Source organism: Paraferrimonas haliotis, assembly GCF_002282895.1.
In the GTDB taxonomy this organism is placed as follows: domain Bacteria; phylum Pseudomonadota; class Gammaproteobacteria; order Enterobacterales; family Shewanellaceae; genus Paraferrimonas; species Paraferrimonas haliotis.
On record NZ_NRRB01000001.1, the window covers coordinates 686,318 to 707,005 of the forward strand.

Consider the following 20,688-nt stretch of genomic DNA (forward strand, 5'->3'; position numbering starts at 1 on the left):
AAAATTTCGGTTTTGCTCTCATTTCACAGTAAATGAGTCAAATATTCGATTTAGGTCGTTGAATCTGACTAAATAAAAGGGTTAAATACCCCAGCGGTTTCAGGGGGTATTGTTGACACTGACACCGAACTTGGTAATACCTGACAAAATTAGTCAGATAAATACTTGACCATTTTACTCAGGTATGGTGCAATTGCTCCATGAAGTAAAAGGAGCCATGGAATATATGAAACTCACGTCAAAAGGGCGCTACGCCGTAACAGCCATGCTCGATGTTGCAATCCACGCAACGGCAGGCCCAGTCCCACTTGCCGATATTTCGGAGCGGCAAGGCATTTCTCTTTCTTATTTAGAACAACTGTTTGCTAAATTACGTAAAAATGGGCTGGTCAACAGCGTGCGTGGACCTGGCGGCGGTTATCTATTGGGCAGTGAAGCCAGTGACATTGCCATTGGTCAGGTCGTTAACGCGGTTGATGAGTCGGTGGATGCGACACGCTGTCAAGGCAGCGGCAACTGTCAAGGCGGTGAGCGTTGTTTAACGCACTCGCTATGGGATGATTTGAGCAATCGCATCTCAACCTTCCTCGATGGCATTAGCCTTGCGGATTTAATGGACAAAAATGATGTCCAAGAAATATCGGTGAAACAAGACGATATTCAGCGTCACCAGCGTCGAACGCACGTGGCTTAGTAACGAATTTTATAGAGCTTGTCGGCAATCATTGTAAGCAAGCAATATCATGTTGAAGTGTGTCTTAATATCAATAGACACTAACTGGAGAAGGTAATGAATCTACCTATCTATTTAGATTATGCAGCCACCTGTCCTATGGACCCAAGAGTGGCAGAATTAATGGCCAAATACCTTACCTTAGACGGTCATTTTGGTAACCCTGCGTCTCGTTCTCACCGATTTGGCTGGCAGGCTGAAGAGGCGGTGGATGTCGCTCGTAATCAAATTGCTGAGCTGCTTAATGCCGATCCGCGCGAAATCGTATTCACCTCAGGTGCAACCGAATCGAATAACCTTGCGATCAAAGGCGTTGCCCACTTCTATGACAAGAAAGGCAAACACATCATCACCAGTAAGACCGAGCACAAAGCGGTACTAGACACCTGCCGTCAACTGGAGCGCGAAGGTTACGAAGTCACTTACATGGATCCTGACAGCAAGGGTCTGATTTCGGTTGAAGCGCTGCAAGCGGAACTTCGTGAAGACACAGTGCTAGTGAGCTTAATGCACGTGAATAACGAAATTGGCGTGATTCAAGACATCGCAGCAATTGGTGAAATGCTGCGCTCGCGTAAGATTTTATTCCATGTTGATGCAGCCCAAAGCGCTGGCAAAATCCCTCTTGATGTACAAAGCATGAAAGTGGATCTGATTTCCATTTCGGCGCATAAAATGTATGGCCCGAAAGGTATTGGTGCCCTATATGTTCGCCGCAAGCCACGGGTTCGCTTAGAAGCGCAAATGCATGGCGGTGGTCATGAGCGCGGTATGCGTTCAGGAACCCTTGCGACCCATCAAATCGTTGGCTTTGGTGAAGCGGCGCGCATTGCTAAAGAAGAAATGCACAGTGAAGCGGATCGCATCCGTTATCTAAGGGATCGTCTATACGACGGCATTAAAGAGATTGACGAAGTCTATTTAAACGGTGATTTTGACGCTCGTTACGGCGGTAACCTAAACGTAAGCTTTGCTTTCGTTGAAGGAGAGTCGTTAATGATGGCGTTAAAAGATTTAGCGGTATCGTCGGGTTCAGCTTGTACGTCTGCTAGCCTAGAGCCGAGCTACGTGCTGCGCGCGCTTGGGTTAAATGATGAGCTGGCTCATAGCTCAATTCGTTTTTCGGTTGGTCGATTCACCACGGAAGCGGAAGTGGACTATGCCATTAACACCATTAAAGAATCCATCGGAAAACTTCGGGAAATGTCGCCTCTTTGGGAAATGCATAAAGATGGCATCGACTTGAATTCAGTGCAGTGGGCGCACCACTAATCGCGACTGACCTATAACGGAACAAATTTGGAGATATATCATGGCCTATAGTGAAAAAGTAATCGATCATTATGAGAACCCTCGCAACGTAGGGTCATTTGACAAGAACGACCCATCGGTAGCAACCGGTATGGTTGGCGCGCCGGCCTGTGGTGACGTAATGAAACTGCAGCTTAAAATCAGCGACAATGGCATCATTGAAGACGCTAAGTTCAAGACTTACGGTTGCGGCAGTGCAATTGCTTCAAGCTCATTGGTAACCGAGTGGGTTAAAGGCAAAACCATTGAAGAAGCGGCTGAAATTAAGAATACCGACATTGCTGAAGAGCTCGCGCTACCACCAGTGAAAATCCATTGCTCTATTTTGGCTGAAGATGCAATTAAAGCCGCAGTAGAAGATTTCAAGACTAAGCAAGACAAATAGCCGGAGTAGTTATGGCGATTACCATGACGGAGGCAGCAGCCTCTAGGGTTAAGCAGTATTTGGATAACCGCGGCCGTGGCTTAGGGTTACGCCTAGGAGTGAAAACTTCGGGCTGCTCGGGCATGGCGTACGTCATGGAGTTTGTAGATGTGCTGAATGAAGATGATGATGTGTATGACATTAATGGTCTAAACATCATCATTGATGCAAAGAGTTTGGTGTATCTGCAAGGTATTGAAATGGACTTTGCAAAAGAAGGCTTGAACGAAGGTTTTAAGTTCAATAACCCAAATGCCAAAGGGGAATGCGGATGTGGTGAGAGCTTTGTGGTATAACATTGCTCCACAGATATTTAGCAAATGAACTTGAGAAGTAATGAATTATTTTGAGCTTTTTAATATTCCCCAAAGCTTCGATGTGGACGCGGTTAAGCTAGCCGATAGCTACCGCGAACTGCAGCGAGCGGTTCATCCCGATAAATTCGCAAACGCTTCCGAACAAGAGAAGCGTTTGTCGGTTCAAAAGGCTGCTCAAATCAACGATGGTTATCAGACCATCAAAAACCCCATTGCCCGTGCAGAGCATTTGTTAGTCTTGTCTGGCGTAACCTTAGCTGATGAGTCAGAAACCATGAAAGACATGAGTTTCTTGATGCAGCAAATGAGTTGGCGCGAAGCAATGGAAGATGCCGAGCACGGCAGCGATCCGTTTGACGCCATCGATGCGCTGTACGACGATTTTTCCAAAGAGCAAGCTCAAATGACAAAAGATTTGGCGACGGCTCTTCAGCAAAACAATGCAGAGGCTAACCAGCATTCTGCAATGCTGGTTCGAAAATTAAAATTCATGGCTAAACTCGTAGATGAGCTTAGCCGTTTAGAAGATAAGCTTTCAGATAAGTAGATAGAAAATGGCCTTATTGCAAATTGCGGAGCCAGGGCAAAGTGCCGCTCCTCATCAACAAAAACACGCCGCGGGTATCGACTTAGGTACCACCAACTCCTTGGTTGCATCGGTTCGAAGTGGTCAAGCCGATACCTTAGCAAACGCTCAGGGCGAGCACAGCATTCCATCAGTGGTACGATACACGGATTCAGGGGTCGAGGTTGGCTCGCAAGCGGCCGCAAATGCCATTGCTGATCCTCAAAATACCATCAGTTCTGTGAAGCGCTTTATGGGTCGAAGCTTGGCTGATGTAAAGGCTCGCTATCCAAACAGCCCTTATCGTCTCAGCGCCAGTGAACACGGCTTACCTGTGTTTGAAACCGTCGCTGGAAAGCAAAACCCGGTGCAAGTATCGGCGCAAATTTTAAAGCCCTTAATCGCGACTGCGGAAGCGTCGTTAGGTGGGGCTCTAGAAGGTGTTGTGATTACGGTTCCAGCCTATTTTGATGACGCTCAGCGTCAAGGAACTAAAGATGCGGCGCAGTTATTAGGCGTTAAAGTTTTACGCTTACTCAATGAGCCAACTGCAGCGGCGATTGCTTATGGTCTTGATTCCGCTCAAGAAGGGGTTATCGCTGTTTATGATTTGGGCGGCGGTACCTTTGACATTTCTGTGTTGCGATTAAACAAAGGTGTTTTTGAAGTACTGGCCACCGGTGGTGATTCAGCCTTAGGCGGTGATGATTTTGATGAAGCCTTAGCCGAAGCGCTCGCCTCACACTGGCAGTTGCCGCAGCTGGATGCTTCAGGCAAACGACAGTTGCTGAGCGAAGCTCGTCGTGTTAAAGAAGCGCTTACCGAAAACGACAGCGTAACTGCTCAGTTCAAACAGAGCAACGGCGAACAACTGACGTTCGAGGTTACTAAAGAACATTTCGACGGTTTAATCAGCAAACTCGTGCGCAGCAGCATTTCAGCGTGTAGAAGAGCGCTAAAAGACGCAAACGTTGAAGTGGATGAAGTCTTGCAAGTGGTGATGGTTGGCGGCTCAACTCGAGTACCTTTGGTGCGAGAAAAAGTGCACGGCTTCTTTAATCGTGAACCGCTAACTTCTATCGATCCCGATCAAGTGGTTGCTATTGGAGCGGCCATTCAGGCTGATATTTTAGTGGGCAATAAGCCGGATTCTGATCTGCTGTTATTGGATGTGATTCCACTATCTCTAGGCCTCGAGACCATGGGTGGACTGACCGAAAAAATCATTCCGCGCAATACCACGATCCCCGTCGCACGAGCCCAAGAGTTTACTACCTTTAAAGACGGCCAAACCGCAATGGCTTGCCACGTGGTTCAAGGAGAGCGTGAGTTAGTGGCTGACTGTCGCTCGCTAGCGCGCTTTGAGCTCAGAGGCATTCCTCCTATGGCGGCAGGCGCAGCCCACATTCGAGTTACCTTTCAGGTGGATGCCGATGGACTGCTCAGCGTAACGGCTATGGAAAAATCATCTGAAGTTCAAGCATCTATCCAAGTCAAGCCATCATTTGGTCTAAGCGACAGCGAAATTGCCGACATGCTCAAAGCGTCGATGACTCATGCCAAGTCGGACATTGAAGCTCGAATGCTTACTGAACAAAAAGTGGAAGCTGCGCGAGTCGTTGAGTCGATTAACTCGGCATTGGAAGCGGATGCTCAGTTGCTCAATGAAGATGAATTAACCGCCATTAAAGCTTCTATAAAAGCGCTTGTTGAAACCGCAAACGGTGATGACGGCGACGCCATTAAAGCTGCGATTGAAGCTATGGATGAACTGACCCAGAATTTCGCTTCTAAGCGTATGGACACCTCAATTAAACAGGCCTTAACCGGTCACTCAGTAGACGAGATTTAAGCATGCCAAATTTAGTATTTTTGCCAAGCGAAGAACATTGCCCTGACGGCGCCGTAGTTGAAGCACAAACCGGCGAAACCATTATCGACGCTGCCGCTCGCATCGGGATTCACATTGAACATGCTTGTGAAAAGTCATGTGCGTGTACAACCTGTCACGTGGTGGTACGAGAAGGGTTTGATTCGCTGGAAGAAAGCGACGAACTGGAAGACGATATGCTGGATAAAGCATGGGGCTTAGAGCCAGAAAGTCGGTTGAGCTGTCAAGCGAAAGTGGGCGACGAAGACTTGGTTATCGACATTCCAAAGTACACCATTAACATGGTGAGCGAAGCGCATTAAAAAAGGGTAAAAAAAGGGGCCAGGCCCCTTTTCTGTCAAAAGGGGGCCAGGCCCCCTTTTTTAGGTGCCTAGAAAGCCACCGGTTTGATGCGCCCAAAGCTGCGCATAGATGCCATTGCCATTAATGAGCTCTTCGTGCTTCCCTTGCTCTACGATACGCCCTTTGTCCAGCACAATTAGGCGATCCATAGCGGCAATGGTCGACAGTCGATGGGCGATAGCTATCACGGTTTTCCCTTCCATTAATTCATACAAGCTTTCTTGAATGGCGGCTTCCACTTCTGAATCTAATGCCGAGGTGGCCTCATCGAGCACCAATATTGGCGCATCTTTTAGCAATACCCGAGCAATTGCGATGCGTTGACGTTGACCGCCAGAAAGCTTCACGCCTCGCTCCCCAACTTGAGCGTCATAACCGTGATTACCATGATTGTCGTTGAGGGTTTGAATAAACTCATGAGCTTGGGCTTTTTGGGTTGCTTGAATCAGCTCTTCCTCGCTCGCTTGCGGGTTGCCGTATAAAATGTTTTCTCGAATAGAGCGGTGCAGCAAAGAGGTATCTTGGGTCACCATACCAATTTGCGAGCGCAGCGAATCTTGGGTCACTTGGCTGATGTCCTGATTATCAATGCAGATTTGGCCTTTCTCGATATCATGGAATCTCAACAGCAAATTGACTAGGGTAGACTTTCCTGCGCCGCTTCGACCAACAAGGCCTACTTTTTCACCTGCGGCAATGGCCAGTTGTAACTGGTTGATGACACCGAGCTGGTCTTGATCATAGTGGAAGCTCACATGACTAAAGTCGATTTTGCCCTGATTAACCAATAGCGGTTTGGCGTCGGCCTTATCTTGTATATCGGTGGGTTGGGACAGTGTTGCCATGCCGTCCGCTACGGTGCCAATGTTCTCAAACAATGAGCTAATCTCCCACATGATCCACTGAGCCATACCGTTTAATCTCAGCACCAGGCTGATGGATAACGCGATGGCACCAATACTGATTGCATCGTCTTTCCATAAATAGATGGACAACGCGGCGATAGTAAACGTAAGCAGGTAGTTAATGGTTTGCACGCCAACGTTAATGCCAGTGGCTAACCTCATTTGGCGATAGACGGTGTCCAGAAAGCCTTCCATACTCTCTTTTGCATAACTTGCTTCTTGTTGGGTGTGAGCGAATAATTTAACGGTATTGATATTGGTATAGCTGTCAACGATGCGACCGGTCATGGTTGAGCGAGCGTCAGCTTGCTCTGTCGACACCTTCTTAAGCTTAGGAATGAAATACAGCTGCAAACCAACATAACAGGCCAGCCAAATGAGCATTGGAATGATCATGCGAATATCTGCGGCCGCCATCATGACTATCATGGTGGTGAAATACACCAATACGTACATCATGACATCCAGCAACTTCATTACCGACTCACGAATTGCCAACGATGTTTGCATCACCTTTGTGGCAATGCGCCCGGCGAAATCATTTTGGTAGAAGGACACACTCTGCTTAAGTAAATAACGATGGGCAAACCACCTTATTGACATGGGGTAATTGCCCAACAGCGTTTGATGAACCACTAACGCATGCAGCCATACCAGCAAAGGCATTCCGATAACCAAAAGCGCACCGATACCAATAAGCTTAAGGCCTTCCTGTTCAAGTAAGGTTTCTGGTGAGCGAGCCACAAGCCAATCCACTAATTGCCCCATAAAGCCAAACAGGGACACCTCCAGTATGGCGGTAAGTGCCGTCAATAGGCTCATGCCAATTAACGCTACCTCAAAGCCCTTGGTGTAGTGGCGGCAGAAAGCCAATAGCCCTTGCGGAGGCTGTTGTGGCTCCTGTTCGGGCATCGGATCGACAAACCGTTCAAACCTTTGGTACATAGTGAGCATTCCTAACAACGAATTATTTTGGCGAGCTTGATGATAATCCCAGCAAAGAGACTCGCATCTCTACTACAAATCACAGTAAACTATTGGTCAACAGGATTCTAGGAAGAGTTTACATGCCACAAGTTATTACTGCCGCAATCGTGGTTATTGCGGTTGCCATTTTAATGTATTTATTGGTTCTTATTTGGCGACTGCTACCCAAAGCGTTCACTAAGCCCAGCATTTTCACCGTTTTTGCATTGCTTACCGTTACGCCATTGTTGCACGTCGATCATGTTGGCGCGGTAGTGCTGCCAATATCCCTGTTTTATTTCAGCCCTGATACTCTGATTACGCATCTAGGCAATCAATTAATGGCCCCCTTTATAACCGCTAGTTCGGTAATTGGCACGGCGGTTATGGCGTGGTTTATGAGTAACTGGGCGTTCAGTGAAGATGAGCAAGAACAACAGGAACAGCAAGGCGACTCATAGTTCGAGCCAATGGCGGCGCAGCTGCTCACTGTCACCTAAATAGCTAATGATCCACTCTAACGCCGGCGAGGATTGTTCGCGGCGCCATGCTAAACAGCAAGGGCTACTTGGCATGGGCTGCGCTAACGTGCGACTGACCAACAACCCTTTATCTATCAATGGTACGGCCATGTGTTCTGGCATCACCCCAATGCCTAATCCATCAATCAGGCACTCGCTTGCGGCATGCCAGTTTGGCACCACCAACCGCCTTTGATTGTCCAATAGCCAAGTCGTCCTTTTCACAATGTTTCGGGAGGTATCTTCGAGACAAATCGACGGGTAATGCGCTAACTGTTCGTTATCCAGAGGATCATGCAAGCTGGCCAACGGGTGAGAAGGTGACATGACGAATCGCCAATTCAAGGCCCCCATTGGACGATTAATAAATTGCCCTTCAACCGGTATTGCCGCGGTCGCGCCAATGGCGATGTCGGCACGACCATCTTGTAAAGCATCCCAAACCCCGTTAAACACTTCCATACTGATGCTTAACTCCACGTCGGGAAACGCCTGATAGAAATCTCTCACCAACTGGTTAACCGGGGCTTGTTTAACGACGTTATCCAACGCTAAGGAGACTGATTGTGTCCATCCATTGGCTAAACGCTGGCACTGAATTCGAGTATCGTCCATTTGCTCAAGCAAGTGTTGAGCCTGCTCAATGAAATAGAGTCCAGCACTGGTAGGCTCTACGCGCCTTGGCAATCGTTTAAAAAGATTGGTGCCAACGTCCTGTTCAATGGTTTTGACTGAGTAGCTAATGGCACTTGGTACCTTATGCAGTTCCTTCGCCGCGCGGCTAAAGCTGCCGTGCTTAGCAACGCAAACTATCAAACTCAAATCTTGATATGAAAACATAGTGCATCAAAAATTTTGAAAGGTAGAGTCAAATATTAACGTTTTACTTCCGTTTGTCTAGTAATTAAACTGAGCCGCTTTTTTTCGATGTGAGAATTTTTGATGAGTCAGCCAGTGAAGCGCTTTTCCATGTTTTGGTTTGCCGGGTTGAGTATGTTGGGTTTTATTGCGACCGATATGTACTTGCCAGCATTTGAGGCATTACAAGCGGAGTTTGAAACCAGCCAGGCCTTAATTGCCTTGACGTTAAGCGTATTCTTGCTTGGTATGGCGGCAGGGCAGTTAGTCTACGGGCCGTTATCGGATCGCTTTGGGCGTAAACGCGTGCTGGCGTTTGGACTGAGTGTATTTGCAATTGCCAGCGTAGGCTGTGCGTATGCTGAGACGGTAGAACAGCTCATTTGTGCTCGCTTTTTGCAAGCATTAGGGGTTTGCAGTGCCACCGTTATTTGGCAAGCGGTTGTCATCGATCGCTACCAAGGCAAAGCCGCTGAACGCATTTTCGCCACCATAATGCCGTTAGTGGCGTTATCTCCGGCATTAGCACCTTTGCTAGGCGCCTATCTGCAACAAGCGTTTGGTTGGCGGGTCATTTTTCTATTGCTGGTGGGATTCGCCATTGTGCTGCTGTTCATGACCAGCCGCGAAACCGAAAGCGCGCCACGCCACACGCTGACGAAAACCGCCGGCGCTGGCTTAATCGCTAACTATCGGGCCTTGTTAAGTTCACGCCAGTTCGTTGGTTACATGCTGATGTTTTCCGGCTGCAGCGCCGCCTTTTTCGCATACCTAACCGGCATTCCATTCGTAATGGCGGGTATGGGGTATGAAGCTACCGATATTGGTTGGAGCTTTGTCCCCCAAACCATTGCGTTTTTAGTGGGTGGATTTGGTTGTCGCAGCTTATTAAAACGACACCCGAGCGAGCGCTTAATTTTATGGGGACTGGCCCTGTTTATGGTTAGCGTTGCAATCATTGTTGTTATTACGCTGGTGCTGAAGCCGCAAAGCATTGTGCCGATTTTAATTCCCTTTTGTTTCATGGCCATTGCCAATGGTGCGCTATACCCACTGGTCATCAACAAAGCTTTACAACCTTTTAAGAACTTTAGTGCAACCGCGTCGGGGCTGCTCAACTTTCTACAAACCTTGTTGTGCTTTGCAGCCAGTGCGCTCGTATCGAACTGGGTAGAGCAACATCAAGCCATAGCTGTGGCTGCAACCATGACCTTGGCGGCGTTGACGGTTCAGCTCGGTTATAGCTGGGCGCGTAAAACTCAAAGCGAACCCAAGCTTACAGCGGATTTGTGAGCAAGGCGTAAATTTTAACGCTGTTAAAGCGGGTTAAACCGTCAGTTTTTGCGGTTTTTTGGTTACTTTACTTAGACTTTTGCTTAAAACGTCTAAAATAGTGATTTAGAGCACTAGATTGCAGCACTTATTGTGATCTAGGCATAGGAATTGGCGACGTTATCTTTTATACTTCGTGCCGATTTTATTAACCTAATTCAAACAAAGGATCATACCATGGCAATTGAACGCACTTTTTCAATCGTTAAGCCAGACGCTGTAGCAGCTAACCACATTGGCGCAATCTATGCTCGTTTCGAGTCTGCTGGACTAAAAATCGTTGCTTCTAAGATGGTTCACCTAAGCCGTGAAAAAGCAGAAGGTTTTTACGCTGAACACAAAGAGCGTCCATTCTTTGGCGCATTGGTTGATTTCATGACTTCAGGTCCAATCATGGTACAAGTGCTAGAAGGTGAAAACGCAATCCTAGCAAACCGTGAAATCATGGGTGCTACTAACCCAGCCGAAGCGGCTCGCGGTACTTTGCGTTCTGATTTTGCTACCAGCATTGATGAAAACGCTTGTCACGGTTCAGATGCACCTGAATCTGCTGCTCGCGAAATTGCTTACTTCTTTGGTGAAGACGAGATCTGCCCACGCACTCGTTAATTCGACTGTGTTTCAGAAAAACCCACCATAAGGTGGGTTTTTTTATGGGCAATCAGTGACCATTTCATTAGCTCATTTGGCCAAACAATGGTCAATTATACCAATCATAGTTCCCCTTTTTAGTTAGTTCATAACTCTAACGTATTGATAAATAAGTCTTTCAGTGTTTGGCACGATGCTTGATAGGTTTTCAGGGTCGTTGCTAGTAGCAACTCCTGCACTGGCTCTGCTAATAAAAGAAAAGGAACTTAACATGAACATCCCAGTACTTCTTACGTCACTCTTGTTACTCAGTACATCAGTCACAGCGCAAGACGCTCGCCGTTTTCAGCAAACCATCGAGCCTCATGGCGATACCATAGAATTGCAAATCTCTGTTGGACAATTGCAGGTGCTAGCCAGTGATGATGACAAGGTGCACCTTGACGTGATGGTGGAAGCGGACCCTGAGTCCGATGGTTGGCGTCTGTTTGCAAGCACCCCGGATTTATCGGATCTTGAACTTACAAGCAAAACCCACAAACAGCGGCTATTACTTGAGCTTAACAAACAAAAAGATATCAAACAGCAATGGACACTGTACCTACCTAAATCGCAGTCATTAACGGTTGAAATGGGGGTTGGTGAAGCCGAAATAGGCGGAGTCGTAGATGATTTACGAGTGGATTTAGGCGTGGGCACGGTTCGTGTTGACGCTGAACATTCGGATTACTCTGAGCTGGATTTAGTTGCTGGCGTTGGCGATGTTAGAGTAGACAGAGCGTTCCCAGGTACCAGTTCACGCCATATGGTTGGTGAAGAGTTTAGCTACCAAGGCCAAGGCGACTCTATCGTGTCAGTCAAGGTTGGCGTTGGTAGCGTTCGCGTTGAAGCCCGCTAGTGAGTAGCCGGCAATTACTGGAATCCGATTTCCATGGTGCCGCTTAGGGTTGTCATTCGGATTTTACTGTCACCCTGACCTAAGTCGAATTCCAGTTCCGATGATGGGCCGTATTTTTGCTTTTTGGGCTTATCATCGCTAACCCGGTTGCTAATTTTACCGCCAGCATTGGCAAATAAGCGAATGTGTCCCTGTAGGCTTTTTGTAACGGTTAGCTCCAAATCGCCCGATACCGACTCGCCGTTGAACTGATAGTCGCCGCTGCCTAATAGGCCCAGCTCAATGTCACCACTGACACTGCGCATGGCGATTTCTGCCGCCTCATTGGAAACCAATTCTACATCACCAGAGACGGTTTCTAAGTTGATTTCGGTGGCGAAATTATTGCTTTCGATATCGCCACTAACGTTGCGAATGGTAATGGTGCCTTTCGAGCCTCGCTCATCGATCTCTCCCGACACGGCTTCAATGCGCATCTTACCCTCGTTGTTTATCAGGGTTTGATCGCCGCTTACGGTATTGAAATTCAACTTGCCGGACAGTTGACTTAGTTTAAGTTCTCCGCTGACACTGGATACATCGAAATCGCCGTTAAAGTTGTTGGCTTTAATATTGGTGGAAATACCAGAAGCATCCACATTAACTTGTTTAGGCAGTTCAACCGTGAGTTTGGAACCGGACCGGTTATCACCGTTCCATTTACGAGGCATGACAACTTTAACCACCATGTCTGCGCCTTGTTGTTCAAAGACTAAGCGTTCGGCCAATTCATCCAGCGTGCCGACAACGCGAATGCTATCCTCTGCGCCGTTGACGATATTAAGTTCACCTCGCGGTACTTCTATGGTGACCTGAGCGTTGCTCGACAGCGGTAGGCTTTGGTCAATCTTGTCAGCCCCCCAACTGGGGATACTTATTAATAACGCGGTTAATAATGACAGTCGTTTCATGGTATTTCCTTAAGCGCACGGCTAATTTTTATTCGTTTACGTTAGATCCGGTTGAATGCAGAGCTTTGAGCCTGATTCACCAGTTCCAGTTCTCGTTGTTGCAACCACAACCAAAGTTGCAACAGCTCTAGGTTGTTTGGGTCTTGCTGCAATTGCGCCAATACCGTTTTGGCGCCTTGACGCACTTCGTTGATGCCTTGGCTAAGTGCAGTAGCGTTATCGCTGGCGGTTAGCTTGGCACTAAAACCGACTCGGGTTTGCATGGCTAGCTGTTGCTGATGTTGCTGTTCAAGCAAGTGCAACAAGGCCAACGATTGACTGTTGTCCGGTTTACTCATGTGTTGCCCACCAACAAAGCTCAATACCGACACCAAGGCTAAACTGGCGGCAATGGCGATGTTGCGCCAAGCTGTATTGCTGCGCTGGGGCTCTGGCTGCACAGCGCCTGTAACTAATTGACGTTCAATAGCGGGCCATAAATCCGTCTGCGGCTGCAGTTGATTTGGCATGTCATTAATGGCGTTTTGCAGTGCTGCTTTTGATTCATTCATGACAGCATCTCCTGTAATAATTTTTTGGCTCTGTGGTATTGGGCTTTAGAGGTTCCGCTCTTAATGTTGAGCATGCTCGCCACCTCGGTATGTTTGTAGCCCTCTACGGCATGCAGTACGAAAACCAATCGAGCTTGTTGCGGTAACTTAGGTAACAGCTTATCGATGCCGTGGTAGTTCGACGGGGCGGCAACGGCACTGGATTCGGCGACCGAGTCCATCGGAATAAAACGTTGCCACCAGGTTTTTTGTTGCTTGAGTTTATTAAGGCATAAGTTGACGGTTAAGCGATGCGCCCAAGTGCTAAAGCGACTGTCGCCGTTGAACATGGCTAACTTTTGCCAAATCCGAACAAAGGCTTCTTGGCAGAAATCTTGTGCCAAATCGTGATCGCCACTTAAGCGATAACATAAGGCGTACACGCGACCAAGATTGGCTTGATAAAGGGCTTGAAAAGCGCTCCTATCGCCCCGCAGAGCTTGGGCCACCCATTCGACTTGTTGAGCTTCGCTGGCGTCAATGTGTGGTTTTAGCTGTGTTACAGTCACAATGTTCAGTCTCTTGTTGATTTAACAGTAAGACACAGGCAACAGCGAAAAAGGTTTAAACCGCTGTCAACTTTTTTCAATCTGATTAACTGTAGCGCTGATAACACCGTCACTGACCTGAACGCTCATTGGCTCGTCAATAGTCACCTGATCAACTTTGGTCACAATGGTGTGCTGGGCGTTACGAGAAATGCTGTAACCACGCTCTAACGTCGCTAATGGACTTATGGCGTTTAGTTGGGACGCTAAGCTTTGCCAACGTTGAGTATGGTTATTGAGTACCGTATTAAGTGCGTTGTGTAAGCGACCTTGCAGTTGCTCGGTTTTGGCCAGATCCAGCGCGACGCGTTGCGCTGGGGTGGCCTGGAATAATCGGTGCCCAAGTCGCTCTATATGTTGCTGGCGGGTTTGCAATTGCTTGCTCAGATTTGTGTGCAGGCGAAAACCGGTTTCATCGAATTGTTGTTTTAATAGGTCCAGTTGGCGGCTGGGGTGGTGCTTATCGAGACGATAGCGATATTGTTGCGATCGTTGTTGTTTGCTGTACAGCAACGCCGCCATACTCTGGCGCAATCGTTGCCCTAACGAAGCTAATTGCTGCAGTTGAGCTAAGCTGTCGCCGGACAGCATTTCAGCACCCGCCGATGGCGTTGGCGCCCGAACATCCGCCACAAAGTCCGCTATGGTGACATCGACTTCGTGCCCTACGGCCGACACCACGGGTAACGCTGAATTAAAAATAGCATGGGCCAGCTGCTCGTCATTAAAGCACCATAAATCTTCCAGTGAACCACCGCCTCGGGTCAGCAATAAGGCATCCACTTCGTTACGCTGATTCGCACGCTCAATGGCATGAATCAATTGCTTAGCGGCAAGCTCTCCTTGTACCTGCGCGGGATAAATCACCACTTCCATGGCCGGTGCTCGACGCTCTAATACGTGCAACACGTCGCGAATGGCAGCGCCGGATGGAGACGTAATCACCCCTAATCGTTTCGGGCGAGGGAGGGCTTGTTTGTGCTCTGTGGAAAACAGCCCTTGCGCTGCTAGCTTGGCTTTTAACTCATCAAATTGCTGTTTAAGAGCGCCGGCTCCAGAATCCACCATGTTACCAACAATTAATTGGTAATCGCCTCTGGGTTCATACAAACTGAGATCCGCTTGCACGGTCACTTGCTGACCGTTTTTAGGGATAAAACTAACCCGTTGATTGCGTCCTTTAAACATGGCGCAGCGAACTTGGGCTTTGCTGTCTTTTAAGCTGAAATACCAATGACCCGAGGCCGGTGCAGCAAAATTGGAAATTTCGCCAGTGAGCCAAATGCGGCCAATTTGCCCTTCAAGCAACTGACGTACTTGCCGATTAAGCTGCGAGACTGAAAGTAGAGGGGGACGTTCCTTTGCCATCTGAAAAAACTATTCAATGATTTACTGATAATGGGATTTACTCTAGCACAGTTGCAAGGTAGAATGCGCCCGCAACTAGATCAAAACCAACTTAGGTGGAATGTTGCACATGCTTAGACTTAAAAAAGAAGCTTTAACCTTTGATGACGTACTGCTGGTTCCAGCGCACTCGACCGTTCTTCCTAATACTGCCTCGCTAAAAACACGCCTGACTCAAAGCATTGAACTGAACGTACCAATGGTGTCGGCAGCGATGGATACCGTGACGGAAGCTCGCCTTGCTATTGCCATGGCGCAAGAAGGTGGCCTTGGCTTTATTCACAAAAACATGAGCATTGAAGAGCAAGTAGCTGAAGTGCGCAAGGTGAAAAAGTACGAAGCCGGCGTTGTGCAAGACCCGATTACGGTCAAACCCGATTTAACCATTTTTGAGTTAAAACAATTAACCGAAGCCAATGGCTTTGCCGGTTATCCTGTGGTGACCGACAGTGGTGAAATCGTTGGCATCATCACCGGTCGTGACACTCGTTTTGTCACCGATTTAAGTCAAACCGTGCAACAAGTAATGACGCCTAAAGAGCGCTTAGTTACGGTCAAAGAAGGGGCGCCGTTGGATGAAACTCGCCGCCTTATGCAGCAACACCGCATTGAAAAAATCTTGGTCATTAACGACGCCAATCAATTGAAGGGCATGATCACGGTTAAAGATTTTGAAAAGGCCGAACGTAAACCTCACGCATGTAAAGACGAACTGGGTCGCTTGCGAGTTGGTGGTGCCGTTGGAGCCGGTGCCGGCAATGAAGAGCGAGTCGACGCGCTGGTTAAAGCCGGCATTGACGTATTGCTTATCGACAGCTCCCACGGTCATTCAGAAGGCGTGTTACAGCGCATTCGTGACACTCGCGCCAAGTACCCCGATTTGCAAATTGTGGGTGGCAATGTGGCCACCGGCGAAGGCGCACTGGCCTTAGTAGAAGCGGGCGTTAACGCAGTTAAAGTGGGTATTGGACCGGGTTCAATTTGCACCACTCGCATTGTTACCGGTGTGGGTGTTCCGCAAATTACCGCAGTTTCAGATGCGGTAGCAGCCGTTGCTCATTTAGACATTCCAGTTATTGCCGATGGTGGTGTTCGTTTCAGTGGCGATTTGGCCAAAGCCTTAGCTGCAGGAGCATCGTGCATCATGGCGGGATCCATGTTTGCAGGTACTGACGAAGCCCCAGGTGAGACGGTGCTGTATCAAGGTCGTGCCTATAAGTCTTACCGTGGTATGGGTAGCTTAGGAGCCATGAGTCAAGGCTCCTCCGATCGTTATTTCCAAACCGATAATGCTGCCGACAAACTGGTGCCAGAAGGCATTGAAGGTCGAGTACCTTATAAAGGCAAACTGAAAGAGATTATTCATCAACAAATGGGTGGGTTACGCTCCTGTATGGGGCTTACTGGCTGTGCAACCATCGACGAGCTGCGTACCAAAGCTGAGTTTGTAAAAGTGACGTCAGCGGGTATGGGTGAGTCGCACGTGCACGACGTGAAAATCACCAAAGAAGCACCAAACTATCGCTTAGGCTAAGTCCGAGCGCAATAAAGGCAGCCTTGGCTGCCTTTTTTACACCTTTTCAATTGAACGCTTAAACAATAACAGGACAGTCAATGAGCAACATTCATGACCAACGCATTCTTATTTTAGATTTTGGCTCTCAATACACCCAGCTAATCGCCCGTCGTATCCGTGAAATTGGCGTTTACTGTGAGCTGTGGGCGTGGGATGTATCCGAGCAAGACATTAAAGACTTCAACCCGAATGGTATTGTTTTAGCCGGTGGTCCAGAGAGCGTAACCGCTGAAAACTCTCCCCGTGCTCCGCAATATGTGTTTGAAGCTGGGGTACCTGTTCTGGGTATCTGCTATGGCATGCAAACCATGTCTGAGCAATTAGGCGGTAAAGTCATCCAAGGCGTGGGCGAGGGCGAGTTCGGCTATGCACAGGTGGAAGTGTTGGCTGAAAGCCGCTTGTTCGCGAACATAGAAGACGCCATTAATGGCAATGGTAATCCGCTGCTCGACGTATGGATGAGTCACGGTGACAAGGTTTCTGAAATTCCAGCAGGCTTTACTAAGGTTGCTGCCACCGAAAGTTGTCAATTTGCTGCTATGGCCAACGAAGACAAGCACTTTTATGGGGTTCAATTTCACCCAGAAGTGACTCACACTCGTCAAGGCAAGCGCATGTTAGAGCATTTCGTGTTGGATATATGTGGCTGTGAGGCCAGCTGGACATCTTCGAACATCATCGAAGATGCGGTGGCTCGTATTAAAGCCCAAGTTGGTGACGACGAAGTGGTATTAGGGTTGTCCGGCGGTGTGGATTCGTCGGTGGTGGCAATGCTGCTTCACCGCGCCATTGGTGACAAGCTCACCTGTGTGTTTGTCGACAATGGTCTGTTGCGATTGAACGAAGGCGCCCAGGTGATGGAAATGTTTGGTGATCATTTTGGTCTCAACATCATTCATGTAGACGCTGAGAACCGCTTCTTGGAGCGCTTACAAGGCGAAGCGGATCCTGAGGCAAAGCGTAAAATTATTGGCCATGTGTTTGTTGAAATTTTCGATGAAGAAGCGTCTAAGTTGGTGAACGCTAAATGGTTGGCACAGGGTACAATTTACCCGGATGTGATTGAGTCCGCTGGCTCCAAAACCGGAAAAGCTCACGTAATTAAATCTCATCACAATGTGGGTGGCTTGCCAGAAGACATGGAGCTTGGCTTAGTTGAACCGCTCAAAGAGCTGTTTAAAGACGAAGTTCGCAAAATCGGCTTGGAGTTAGGTCTGCCTTACAACATGCTGTATCGCCATCCGTTCCCAGGACCTGGGCTAGGTGTTCGTGTATTGGGCGAAGTTAAGAAAGAATATTGCGACTTGCTGCGCCGAGCGGATGCCATTTTCATTGAAGAGTTGCATGGCGCGGATCTCTACAACAAAGTGAGCCAGGCCTTTACTGTGTTTTTACCGGTTCGCAGTGTTGGCGTTATGGGCGACGGTCGCAAGTACGACTGGGTCGTTTCGCTTCGTGCCGTTGAAACCATTGACTTTATGACGGCGCATTGGGCGCATTTGCCGTACGATTTCCTTGGTAAGGTATCTAACCGAATCATTAATGAAATTGATGGCATTAGCCGTGTTGTTTACGATATCTCCGGTAAACCACCGGCCACAATTGAATGGGAATAGTGGGCCATTGCGAGCGATACTGAATGAGCGAAACTAAATGAGCGAAACCAAATGAGCAAATCATTGGTCACTTCAACCGTTGAACATTCTGACGAATATTGGATGCAGCAAGCCATGCAATTGGCGCATTCAGCACAGGAATTAGGCGAAGTGCCCGTAGGCGCTATTTTAGTAAAAGATGGGGTTGTGGTGGCGCAGGGCATTAATCGCTCTATTTGCGACCACAACGCCTGTGCTCATGCAGAGATTCAGTGCCTGCAGGCCGCCGGTCAATCTCTACAAAATTATCGGCTTATCGACACCACGCTCTACGTAACGCTTGAGCCCTGTCCAATGTGCGCCGGAGCCATCGTACATGCTCGAGTCAAACGGGTGGTGTTTGGCGCCTACGATTACAAAACCGGAGCGGCGGGCAGCGTGATGAACTTGCTTGAAGATTCGCGCCTGAATCATCAAGCCGAAGTTGTAGGAGGTGTGCTCGAGCAAGCCTGTGCTGAGCAGCTTTCTGGATTCTTTAAACTGCGCCGACAACAGCAAAAAGCACTGAAAAAAGCACAAAAGGTTGAGCAACAGGATTAGCTAACAATTGTTCTGAGCGCCTGCCGTTAAGGCTAATTAGCGAAAGCTAATTTTACTGTCTTGCTTCTCATTGAGTAAGAACCATTTGCTGCGATTAATGGTTTTTGAGTGGCTTTGTTTGCGGATGGCACGACGTCTCGCGGTTGAATGATTTCTTTTCATTAGTACTACCTATACTTGCTAATAATTAATTGGGTTCCTCGTCGATAGCCGAACGGTTTCGGTCTTGTTGATTTGGAGTGACAAAAGTCGCACAAGTTCATTACAACATAATGACAAGGGTCAAACTGTGACCCTTGTGCAGCATACTAAACGTTTGTTTTAGAGTTTGTTAGAAGTGTCGGACGGATCGCTGTTTTGATCGATACTCTGACTGTGTTGCTCTTGCTCATGCTCCTTTTCTTGGGCACTTTGCAAGTACACTAAGGTGTCATAGTAACGTCGAATGTTGTTCACATAGTGAACCGCTTCACTGCCGCGAGCGTAACCGTGGCGAGTGTGTTGGTAGTATTTCCGTTTCTCAAGCAGAGGCAATACGGTTTTAACATCGGCCCAAGCTGACGGATTTAATCCTTGTTTTTGTGCTAATACACGACCGTCTTCCATGTGCCCAAAGCCAATGTTGTAGGCTGCTAGAGCAAACCACAGCCGTTCCGACTCTGGAATCGATTCGGGTATACGGCCTACTAAATGATTCATATAAGCGGAGCCGCCGCGAATGCTTTGCTCAGCATCCAAACGATTATCCACGCCCATTTGTTTGGCGGTGGGTAGGGTGAGCATCATCATACCGCGAACTCCGGTGGGCGATTTTGCGTGAGGTCGCCAATGACTTTCTTGATAGCTGATGGCTGCGATCTTTCGCCAGTCCAAATCTCCGGAATATTTCTCGAACAGGGCTTGGTATTTGGGTAATCGAGAGTCTAACGCACGAATGAAGGCTCGAGTGTCGACGAAGTCGAAGCCCTGAGTATGACCAAAATATTTTTCCTGTAAATGCTTTAAAGTTACCTGTTGGTTTTGCCAAAAATTGAGCACCTCACTGATCAACTCGTCGGAGCCGTTAGGGGCGAACATCCAGCCAATCGGCTGTTGCTCTTTAATGGTAAATGCAGTTCTAAGGCGAGGGTGCAGCCGTCGACTCAATCGCAGCATGCTCTCATCGGCGATGGTATAGTCGTACTCGCCGTTTGCCACCATGCTTAGCAACTCTTCTGGATCGTAATCTTTATTCAGTGTCCAACGCAAATTAGGGTGATTAAGCTCTCGCAGCAACTCGGCGTGGGAGGAGCGAGAGGCCACGACTAACTCACCGCGAATGTCATCTAGGTTGCGCGGTCGCCATTCCCCGGAACGATAGACCAGTAAAATATCGGTATTGTAGAGTGGCGGTCCAAACAGGAAGCGGTCGCTGCGAAGTTGCGTATACCCCATGCCAGCGGCAACAATATCGAGCTTGCCGTCTGAAAGGTCTTGCAGCATTGGGGTAAGGTTTTGATACACCTTAATCTGCAGTTGTCTATGACTGTAGTCGGCAAATTTCTGCACCAACTCATAGTCAAAACCTGTGGTGTTTTTGCCTAAGGTTAAATAGGTGGAAGGCCCATTGGTGGTGCCAACAATTAGCGTATTGTCATCACTCCTCTTTTGGTCATTTCGAGGCGCAGAGGAGTGTGGTTGACATGCGCTTACTATCAAGACCAGAACAAATATGTAAAATCGTCGAATCATAGCGTATCGATCATATTTTTCTTACCTTTATACCACA

At 48.1% G+C, this 20,688-nt stretch carries 22 protein-coding genes; 14 read left to right on the forward strand and 8 right to left on the reverse strand.

Annotation, left to right across the window (positions count from 1 at the left end; translation table 11 throughout):
- Window positions 1-226 precede the first annotated feature (226 nt).
- The 7 genes from iscR (at window position 227) to fdx (ending at window position 5,543) form a co-directional block, all read left to right on the forward strand.
- On the forward strand, window positions 227-694 hold the full coding sequence (gene iscR / locus CLC91_RS03210; RefSeq protein ID WP_095497497.1) for a Fe-S cluster assembly transcriptional regulator IscR: 468 nt from the start codon (window positions 227-229) through the stop codon (window positions 692-694).
- A 96-nt stretch (window positions 695-790) separates the two neighbouring features.
- Entirely contained in the window at window positions 791-2,005 is a 1,215-nt protein-coding gene (locus CLC91_RS03215; protein WP_095497498.1) for an IscS subfamily cysteine desulfurase, read from the forward strand.
- Between the two features lie 40 nt (window positions 2,006-2,045).
- Window positions 2,046-2,429 (forward strand): Fe-S cluster assembly scaffold IscU, encoded by a 384-nt coding sequence (iscU, locus tag CLC91_RS03220; RefSeq protein WP_095497499.1) that lies wholly within the window; start codon window positions 2,046-2,048, stop codon window positions 2,427-2,429.
- An 11-nt stretch (window positions 2,430-2,440) separates the two neighbouring features.
- Window positions 2,441-2,764, forward strand: coding sequence for an iron-sulfur cluster assembly protein IscA (gene iscA / locus CLC91_RS03225; RefSeq protein WP_095497500.1), 324 nt, complete (start codon window positions 2,441-2,443; stop codon window positions 2,762-2,764).
- 40 nt (window positions 2,765-2,804) lie between these two features.
- Complete coding sequence (gene hscB, locus CLC91_RS03230; protein WP_095499975.1) at window positions 2,805-3,332, forward strand: co-chaperone HscB; 528 nt, start codon at window positions 2,805-2,807, stop codon at window positions 3,330-3,332.
- Window positions 3,333-3,339: 7 nt separating this feature from the next.
- The gene (gene hscA, locus CLC91_RS03235; protein WP_095497502.1) at window positions 3,340-5,202 is read left to right on the forward strand and encodes a Fe-S protein assembly chaperone HscA; all 1,863 of its coding nucleotides are present in this window, start codon (window positions 3,340-3,342) and stop codon (window positions 5,200-5,202) included.
- 2 nt (window positions 5,203-5,204) lie between these two features.
- The gene (gene fdx, locus CLC91_RS03240) at window positions 5,205-5,543 is read left to right on the forward strand and encodes an ISC system 2Fe-2S type ferredoxin (RefSeq protein ID WP_095497503.1); all 339 of its coding nucleotides are present in this window, start codon (window positions 5,205-5,207) and stop codon (window positions 5,541-5,543) included.
- A 60-nt stretch (window positions 5,544-5,603) separates the two neighbouring features.
- Here fdx and CLC91_RS03245 read toward each other — a convergent pair whose 3' ends face one another.
- Window positions 5,604-7,433, reverse strand: coding sequence for an ABC transporter ATP-binding protein (locus CLC91_RS03245; protein WP_095497504.1), 1,830 nt, complete (start codon window positions 7,431-7,433; stop codon window positions 5,604-5,606).
- Between the two features lie 122 nt (window positions 7,434-7,555).
- On the opposite strand from CLC91_RS03245, the gene CLC91_RS03250 reads away from it, so the two are divergent.
- Window positions 7,556-7,915, forward strand: a complete 360-nt coding sequence (locus tag CLC91_RS03250; protein WP_095497505.1) for a hypothetical protein — start codon at window positions 7,556-7,558, stop codon at window positions 7,913-7,915.
- Here the strand turns inward: CLC91_RS03250 and punR are convergent.
- Window positions 7,910-8,815, reverse strand: a complete 906-nt coding sequence (punR, locus tag CLC91_RS03255) for a DNA-binding transcriptional activator PunR (RefSeq protein ID WP_095497506.1) — start codon at window positions 8,813-8,815, stop codon at window positions 7,910-7,912. The genes CLC91_RS03250 and punR overlap by 6 nt on opposite strands.
- 102 nt (window positions 8,816-8,917) lie before the next feature.
- Here punR and punC point away from each other — a divergent pair, with 102 nt between their 5' ends.
- From punC to CLC91_RS03270, 3 genes are all read left to right on the forward strand, one after another.
- The gene (gene punC, locus CLC91_RS03260) at window positions 8,918-10,126 is read left to right on the forward strand and encodes a purine nucleoside transporter PunC (RefSeq protein WP_095497507.1); all 1,209 of its coding nucleotides are present in this window, start codon (window positions 8,918-8,920) and stop codon (window positions 10,124-10,126) included.
- Window positions 10,127-10,342: 216 nt separating this feature from the next.
- Window positions 10,343-10,774 (forward strand): nucleoside-diphosphate kinase, encoded by a 432-nt coding sequence (gene ndk, locus CLC91_RS03265; RefSeq protein ID WP_095497508.1) that lies wholly within the window; start codon window positions 10,343-10,345, stop codon window positions 10,772-10,774.
- Between the two features lie 253 nt (window positions 10,775-11,027).
- On the forward strand, window positions 11,028-11,654 hold the full coding sequence (locus tag CLC91_RS03270) for a hypothetical protein (RefSeq protein WP_095497509.1): 627 nt from the start codon (window positions 11,028-11,030) through the stop codon (window positions 11,652-11,654).
- A 14-nt stretch (window positions 11,655-11,668) separates the two neighbouring features.
- On the opposite strand, the gene CLC91_RS03275 is transcribed toward CLC91_RS03270, so the two are convergent.
- From CLC91_RS03275 to xseA, 4 genes are all read right to left on the reverse strand, one after another.
- Window positions 11,669-12,604: a DUF4097 family beta strand repeat-containing protein gene (locus CLC91_RS03275; RefSeq protein ID WP_095497510.1), complete on the reverse strand. Its 936-nt coding sequence runs from the start codon at window positions 12,602-12,604 to the stop codon at window positions 11,669-11,671.
- A 41-nt stretch (window positions 12,605-12,645) separates the two neighbouring features.
- The gene (locus CLC91_RS03280) at window positions 12,646-13,155 is read right to left on the reverse strand and encodes a hypothetical protein (RefSeq protein WP_095497511.1); all 510 of its coding nucleotides are present in this window, start codon (window positions 13,153-13,155) and stop codon (window positions 12,646-12,648) included.
- A complete protein-coding gene (locus CLC91_RS03285; RefSeq protein ID WP_408634189.1) occupies window positions 13,152-13,703 on the reverse strand; it encodes an RNA polymerase sigma factor in 552 nt (183 codons plus the stop codon). The genes CLC91_RS03280 and CLC91_RS03285 overlap by 4 nt, the downstream gene beginning before the upstream one ends.
- 66 nt (window positions 13,704-13,769) lie before the next feature.
- Entirely contained in the window at window positions 13,770-15,110 is a 1,341-nt protein-coding gene (xseA, locus tag CLC91_RS03290; protein ID WP_095499976.1) for an exodeoxyribonuclease VII large subunit, read from the reverse strand.
- A 109-nt stretch (window positions 15,111-15,219) separates the two neighbouring features.
- Here xseA and guaB point away from each other — a divergent pair, with 109 nt between their 5' ends.
- The 3 genes from guaB to tadA all read left to right on the forward strand — a co-directional run bounded on the left by guaB (window position 15,220) and on the right by tadA (window position 18,920).
- On the forward strand, window positions 15,220-16,683 hold the full coding sequence (guaB, locus tag CLC91_RS03295) for an IMP dehydrogenase (protein ID WP_095497601.1): 1,464 nt from the start codon (window positions 15,220-15,222) through the stop codon (window positions 16,681-16,683).
- 80 nt (window positions 16,684-16,763) lie between these two features.
- Window positions 16,764-18,341, forward strand: a complete 1,578-nt coding sequence (guaA, locus tag CLC91_RS03300; protein ID WP_095497513.1) for a glutamine-hydrolyzing GMP synthase — start codon at window positions 16,764-16,766, stop codon at window positions 18,339-18,341.
- Between the two features lie 51 nt (window positions 18,342-18,392).
- Window positions 18,393-18,920, forward strand: a complete 528-nt coding sequence (gene tadA / locus CLC91_RS03305; protein WP_095497514.1) for a tRNA adenosine(34) deaminase TadA — start codon at window positions 18,393-18,395, stop codon at window positions 18,918-18,920.
- Window positions 18,921-18,956: 36 nt separating this feature from the next.
- On the opposite strand, the gene CLC91_RS15160 is transcribed toward tadA, so the two are convergent.
- A complete protein-coding gene (locus CLC91_RS15160; RefSeq protein WP_269844418.1) occupies window positions 18,957-19,082 on the reverse strand; it encodes a hypothetical protein in 126 nt (41 codons plus the stop codon).
- Between the two features lie 159 nt (window positions 19,083-19,241).
- Window positions 19,242-20,651, reverse strand: coding sequence for a membrane-bound lytic murein transglycosylase MltF (gene mltF / locus CLC91_RS03310; protein WP_095499977.1), 1,410 nt, complete (start codon window positions 20,649-20,651; stop codon window positions 19,242-19,244).
- Between the last annotated feature and the right edge of the window lie 37 nt (window positions 20,652-20,688).

Coding starts and splice junctions, on each gene's coding strand:
- iscR (WP_095497497.1), top strand. CDS start 227: ATGAAACTCACGTCAAAAGGGCGCTACGCCGTAACAGCCATGCTCGAT.
- CLC91_RS03270 (WP_095497509.1), top strand. CDS start 11,028: ATGAACATCCCAGTACTTCTTACGTCACTCTTGTTACTCAGTACATCA.
- punR (WP_095497506.1), bottom strand. CDS start 8,815: ATGTTTTCATATCAAGATTTGAGTTTGATAGTTTGCGTTGCTAAGCAC.
- xseA (WP_095499976.1), bottom strand. CDS start 15,110: ATGGCAAAGGAACGTCCCCCTCTACTTTCAGTCTCGCAGCTTAATCGG.
- hscA (WP_095497502.1), top strand. CDS start 3,340: ATGGCCTTATTGCAAATTGCGGAGCCAGGGCAAAGTGCCGCTCCTCAT.
- ndk (WP_095497508.1), top strand. CDS start 10,343: ATGGCAATTGAACGCACTTTTTCAATCGTTAAGCCAGACGCTGTAGCA.
- CLC91_RS03245 (WP_095497504.1), bottom strand. CDS start 7,433: ATGTACCAAAGGTTTGAACGGTTTGTCGATCCGATGCCCGAACAGGAG.
- CLC91_RS03280 (WP_095497511.1), bottom strand. CDS start 13,155: ATGAATGAATCAAAAGCAGCACTGCAAAACGCCATTAATGACATGCCA.
- fdx (WP_095497503.1), top strand. CDS start 5,205: ATGCCAAATTTAGTATTTTTGCCAAGCGAAGAACATTGCCCTGACGGC.
- CLC91_RS03215 (WP_095497498.1), top strand. CDS start 791: ATGAATCTACCTATCTATTTAGATTATGCAGCCACCTGTCCTATGGAC.
- tadA (WP_095497514.1), top strand. CDS start 18,393: ATGAGCAAATCATTGGTCACTTCAACCGTTGAACATTCTGACGAATAT.
- CLC91_RS03250 (WP_095497505.1), top strand. CDS start 7,556: ATGCCACAAGTTATTACTGCCGCAATCGTGGTTATTGCGGTTGCCATT.
- CLC91_RS15160 (WP_269844418.1), bottom strand. CDS start 19,082: ATGAAAAGAAATCATTCAACCGCGAGACGTCGTGCCATCCGCAAACAA.
- iscU (WP_095497499.1), top strand. CDS start 2,046: ATGGCCTATAGTGAAAAAGTAATCGATCATTATGAGAACCCTCGCAAC.
- CLC91_RS03275 (WP_095497510.1), bottom strand. CDS start 12,604: ATGAAACGACTGTCATTATTAACCGCGTTATTAATAAGTATCCCCAGT.
- iscA (WP_095497500.1), top strand. CDS start 2,441: ATGGCGATTACCATGACGGAGGCAGCAGCCTCTAGGGTTAAGCAGTAT.
- guaA (WP_095497513.1), top strand. CDS start 16,764: ATGAGCAACATTCATGACCAACGCATTCTTATTTTAGATTTTGGCTCT.
- mltF (WP_095499977.1), bottom strand. CDS start 20,651: ATGATTCGACGATTTTACATATTTGTTCTGGTCTTGATAGTAAGCGCA.
- guaB (WP_095497601.1), top strand. CDS start 15,220: ATGCTTAGACTTAAAAAAGAAGCTTTAACCTTTGATGACGTACTGCTG.
- hscB (WP_095499975.1), top strand. CDS start 2,805: ATGAATTATTTTGAGCTTTTTAATATTCCCCAAAGCTTCGATGTGGAC.
- punC (WP_095497507.1), top strand. CDS start 8,918: ATGAGTCAGCCAGTGAAGCGCTTTTCCATGTTTTGGTTTGCCGGGTTG.